Source organism: Embleya scabrispora DSM 41855, assembly GCF_000372745.1.
GTDB classification, from domain to species: domain Bacteria; phylum Actinomycetota; class Actinomycetes; order Streptomycetales; family Streptomycetaceae; genus Embleya; species Embleya scabrispora.
Window position 1 is genome coordinate 1 of sequence record NZ_KB889620.1, and the last position, 4,852, is coordinate 4,852.

4 protein-coding genes are annotated in these 4,852 nt (G+C 71.6%); 2 read left to right on the plus strand and 2 right to left on the minus strand.

All coding sequences use genetic code 11. The annotated features are described in order from the left end of the window. Positions 1–473: 473 nt before the first annotated feature. A complete protein-coding gene (locus A3IC_RS0113240) occupies positions 474–1,397 on the plus strand; it encodes an ATP-binding cassette domain-containing protein (RefSeq protein ID WP_020550537.1) in 924 nt (307 codons plus the stop codon). 105 nt (positions 1,398–1,502) lie between these two features. After that, the gene (locus tag A3IC_RS0113245; protein ID WP_158695938.1) at positions 1,503–2,222 is read left to right on the plus strand and encodes a hypothetical protein; all 720 of its coding nucleotides are present in this window, start codon (positions 1,503–1,505) and stop codon (positions 2,220–2,222) included. A 50-nt stretch (positions 2,223–2,272) separates the two neighbouring features. On the opposite strand, the gene A3IC_RS0113250 is transcribed toward A3IC_RS0113245, so the two are convergent. Together A3IC_RS0113250 and A3IC_RS54150 are read right to left on the minus strand one after the other, a co-directional pair. Beyond that, on the minus strand, positions 2,273–3,019 hold the full coding sequence (locus tag A3IC_RS0113250) for a response regulator transcription factor (RefSeq protein ID WP_020550539.1): 747 nt from the start codon (positions 3,017–3,019) through the stop codon (positions 2,273–2,275). Between the two features lie 79 nt (positions 3,020–3,098). Continuing rightward, complete coding sequence (locus A3IC_RS54150; protein WP_158695939.1) at positions 3,099–4,475, minus strand: sensor histidine kinase; 1,377 nt, start codon at positions 4,473–4,475, stop codon at positions 3,099–3,101. Between the last annotated feature and the right edge of the window lie 377 nt (positions 4,476–4,852).

Below are 4,852 nucleotides of genomic sequence, written 5' to 3' on the forward strand. Positions count from 1 at the left end.
GGGCCCAGTCGATCGGGAGGGTGAGTTTCCCGCAGTCGGCGGTGGGGTCGGCCGGGCAGGGCCGCCAGTCGATCCGACGCGCCGCGGATCCGGATGCCGACGCCTCGTCGGTCGCGGCGGCGTTCGTTCCCGCGCCCATGGCGACGATGGTCGTCGACAGCGTGAGGACGGTGACCGCGTGCCGCGCTCGGCGTCGTGTCGTGGAGCGCCGGAAGTGTTTGTTGTGTGGGGAGTTCGTCGGGATACCGGATGTATTCCGGTTGCCTCTTCGCATGGTTGGAGGCTAGGCAGCACGCCGTTCCCGAGGCATCGTCCGGGCGCACGAGACTCCCGGTACGACGGCCGTACCCGGCGACCCGACGAAAGTCGTGGACGGTCGGTGCCGAACGACACATGCCCCGGACCCTGGTCGTTTCCTAGGTTCGTGACCAGAACACGTTTCCCGGACATCGAGGGTACGGCGAGAGGGCGCGATGATCACCTTGGAACGGCTCACCAAGCGGCACGGCGATCGTACGGCCGTCGACGACCTGAGCCTGGAGATCCCGGGCGGCCTGGTGACGGGATTCCTGGGGCCCAACGGGGCGGGCAAGTCGACCACGATGCGGATGATCCTCGGTCTCGACCGGCCGACGTCGGGTCGCGCTCTGGTGGCGGGCCGGCCGTACGCCGAGCTGAGGCATCCGCTGCGCGAGATCGGCGCGTTGCTCGACGCGAAGGCGGTGCCCCCGGCCCGGCGGGCGCGTACCCACCTGCGGGCGCTCGCGTGTACGCACGCCATCGCGACCCGGCGGGTGGACGAGGTCCTGGACATGGTGGGACTGCGCGAGGTCGCGGAGCAACGCGTGGGCACGCTGTCGCTCGGCATGAGCCAACGGCTCGGCGTCGCGGCGGCCCTGCTCGGAGACCCGCGCGCGTTGCTGCTGGACGAGCCGGTCAACGGGCTGGACCCGGACGGCGTGCGCTGGATCAGGGAGTTGCTCCGCTCGCTCGCGGCCCAGGGTCGCGCGGTCTTCGTCTCCAGCCACCTGATGAGCGAGATGGAGCTGACGGCGGATCGGATGGTGGTACTCGGGAAGGGCCGGTTGATCGCCGACGCCCCGGTGGCCGAACTGCTCGGATCGGCCGCGGCGCGCGTGATCGTGCGCAGCCCGGACGTCACCGGTCTGGCGCTGCTCGCCGAGCACCTGGTCGCGGTCGGGGCCACGGTGGCGAAGACGGATCACGACGACGAGCGTGTGGCGGGCCTCTCGGTCACGGGGAGTTCGATCCGGGAGGTCGGGCGGGCGGCGCACGGGCTCGGGGTGCTGCTGTACGAGCTGAGCACGCGTCAGGCTTCGCTCGAACAGGCCTACATGGCGTTGACGGCGGACGCGGTGCAGTACGTCGCGCGGTGACGGGTCCGTCGGCTCGCCTTCGACGCCGCGCTTCCCGCGCGGGTGTGGGGGTTGATGCCGGCGGTGTGGATCGGTGGAGCGAGAGGGCAGGTGAGGTGCGTGTCGATGGCGTGGCGTGGGTCGGTGGGTTCGGAGTGGATCAAGCTGTGGTCGATGCGGTCCACGTGGTGGTCGCTCGCGAGCGCGGTGGTGCTGATGGTCGCGTGTGCGGCGGCGGTGGGCGCGTCCTTCGCGCACGACGTCGCGGCCGGCGCGGCGCGCGGGCGGACGTCGATGGCGATCGGCGAGCCGGCGATGAACGGGGTGCTGTTGGCGCAGTTCGCGGTCGTCGCGTTCGCGATGGCGGTGATGACGACGGAGTTCGCGACGGGGGCGATCAGGGTGACGTTGACCGCCGACCCGCGGCGGGGTCGGGTGTTGATCGCGAAGACCGTCGTGGTGGTCGCGGTGACGGTGCCGCTCGGGCTTCTGCTCGCGGTGTCGGGGGTCGGCATCGGGCGGTTCACGCTGGGCTCGGCCGGAGTCGGCGAAGGGCGGGCCATGGCTCGGGACATCGTGGTGATCACGGCGTATCTGGTCCTGACCGCGATGACGACCGTGGGTGTGGCCGCGGTGGTGCGTGGCGCGCTGCCGACGCTGAGCACGGTCCTGGTGGTGATGCTCCTGCTACCCGTTTTCGTCACGGCGCGGGCGGGCGAGTATCTGCCGGGCGGCGCCGGGTCGAAGCTCCTCGAAGGCCACGCCGCCGCGGGCGCGACCCTGGCGGCGTGGGCATTCGCGGCGCAGCTCGCGGGGTGGCGGGTGCTGCGGCGGCGCGACGTCTGACGCGCCGTCGGGTCGATCGGGTGGAGGTCGGCCGGTCGACCGAGTCAAGGTCAACCGGTCGACCGGGCGGCCCGGCCGCTCGCGCCCGTCCGGCCCGGTGCGTCGACGTCGCCCCGGGACTCGCTCGGGTCGGCGACCAGGCCCGCCTCGTGGGCGAGGATCGCGGCCTGGACCCGGTTGCGGACGTCGAGACGGGTCAGGATCGCGCTTACGTGGGCCTTGATCGTGCCTTCGACCAGGTGCAGGCGTCGACCGATCTCCATATTGGACAGGCCCGCGCCGAGCAGGGCCAGGACGTCGCGCTCGCGTGCGGTGAGGCCGGCCAGCCGGGCCGCGGCGCCCGCGTCGCGCATCGGGCGGACGCGTGCCAGGTGGGTGATCACGTGCTTGGCGACCTTCGGGGACAGGTACGCGCCGCCGTCGGCGGCAGCGCGCAACCCGATGCCCAACTCGCGCGGGTCGCCCGACTTGAGCAGGAATCCGGCCGCCCCGCTGTCGATCGCGCGCGCAATGTACCCGTCCTCGCCGAATGTCGTCAGGATGACCACGGCGGTCTCGGGCACGACCCGACGCAACTCCACGGTCGCGGCGAGGCCGTCCAGGTTCGGCATCCGGATGTCCACGAGAGCCACGTCCGGGCGGTACAGGCGGGCCTGTTCGATCAGTTGGTGTCCGTCGGCCGCCTCGGCCACGACCTCCACGCCGGGGTCGTTGGCGAGTACGGCACCTACCCCGGCCCGGATCAACGCCTCGTCGTCGGCCAACAGCACTCGGATCGGGCGCGGTTCGGTGTTCACGTTGCCTCTTCTTCTCTTCTCGATCGGGTCGACGATCCATATGCGGAGGTCACCGACAATCGGTCGTATCCGGTGGCCGTCATTCATCGGTCGTACCCGGCGTGCGTCCCCCGTCTCCCGAGTCGGCATGGCGCCCGAACCGCACCTCGTCCTTCGTCGCGAGGAGCCCCCGCACGAAGCACAGGCGAAACCCGCGAGTCGGCAGCAGGTCGCCGTCCGTGTAGTACTCGCAGACGGCGCCGGCCGGGAACGGCGGCTCGTGGTACGGACGCTGCGCGTACTGCCTGCCGGGCACCTTCCCGGCCAGCTCCGCCCGCGGTTGGCCCACCTGCATCCGCCGGTAGTCGTCCGGCGCGATCGCCGTGCCCTGCATCGCGTACGCGTACGCGGACACGGCGACGAGCACGCCCCCGCCGACCCAGGCCAGCGCCTTCGCGAAGCCCACCCGCAGCCGGCGGGTCTCCTCGATATGGCCCGCCGCTACGAGCGGCGGTCCGGGGGTGCCACGGTGGGGCAGGCGGGCCAGTACCCGGAAGCCGTCGCCGGTGGCGGTCGCGTCGAGGGTACCGCCGACCAGTCGGGCCCGCTCGCGCATCCCGGTCACGCCGTGCCCGCCGCCCGACACCATTGGTGTCGAAACCCGCGGGTCGTCGGAGTCGGGCAGGCCGGAGTCGTTCCCGACATCGACGACGGTCACGTCGTGCGCGTGGGTGACGCCGACCCGAACCACCGCGCCCGCCGCGTGCTTGGCCGCGTTCGTGAGCGATTCCTGCACGATCCGGTACACCGCCAGGTCGACCATCCTCGGCAGCCCCGTCGCCGGAACGGGGTCGCTCTCGTACGTCACGACCATTCCCGACGCCCGACACCCGTCCACGAGGGCGGCGACGTCCTGATGTACGGGATCCACCGGCGCCGCGTCGTGGTCCTCGCGCAGCACCCCGATGATCTCGCGCAGTCGCTCCGTCGCAGCGCCGGCGCCTGCCCGCAACTCGGCTGCCTGGACCCGGCGTTCGGCACGCAACTCCGGGGCGGTCTCCAGCGCGGCCGCCCGCAGCCCGAGCAGGCTCAGATCGTGGCCGAGGGAGTCGTGCATGTCCCGTGCTATTCGGGCCCGTTCGCGAAGCCGGGTCCGTTCGGCGACCATGCCCTGCTCGCGTTCCAACCGTCCCGCGTGCTCCCACCCGGCGCGCTGCAACAGGACACGCTGGTACAGGTGTCGCCCCACCAGCCAGGGCAGTACGGCAGTACCCAGCAGCCGAGCCGGCAACTCGGCCAGATCGGTCGGCAGCGGATCGGTGAAAGCCGCGCCCAGGAGCGCGGGCCCCGCCACAGCCACTGCCCATCCGAGCGGCCCGGGACCGGCGGCGGTGCGCCGCCCCACCAGGAACGCCGCGACCACCACGGCGAGGTAGCCCCGCGAATCCCCCTGCGCGAGCAACACGGTGAGAGCCAAGGCCCCCGACGGAAACAGCCGCCCAAGAACCGCCACCGCAACCAACCCCGGCACACCGACCACGACGTCAGCGACCGCCGGTGGCCACGCCCCACCGGCAAGCGCCACGACGAGACCGGTGACCACCCACAACACCGCATCGCGAGCCCACACAGCGGAAACGGAACACATACCCCGACGCTAACCGAGCCCCCGCCACCCCACTGCCCCCAAAAGTTGCACATCTCCCACCCCAACCACCCCCCCAAAGGACACCCCGTTACCTACTGAGGGGGTCTGACAGGGACTATCAAGGACTCGGTGTACACCCTGCGCAAAGGGAGTATCCGATGACCGATGTGGCGATTACGACGACCGGGTCGAGTGCGGTGGAGGGC

Bases quoted from the DNA above. Each gene is read 5' to 3' on its own strand.
- A3IC_RS0113240 (WP_020550537.1), top strand. From the start codon at position 474: ATGATCACCTTGGAACGGCTCACCAAGCGGCACGGCGATCGTACGGCC.
- A3IC_RS0113245 (WP_158695938.1), top strand. From the start codon at position 1,503: ATGGCGTGGCGTGGGTCGGTGGGTTCGGAGTGGATCAAGCTGTGGTCG.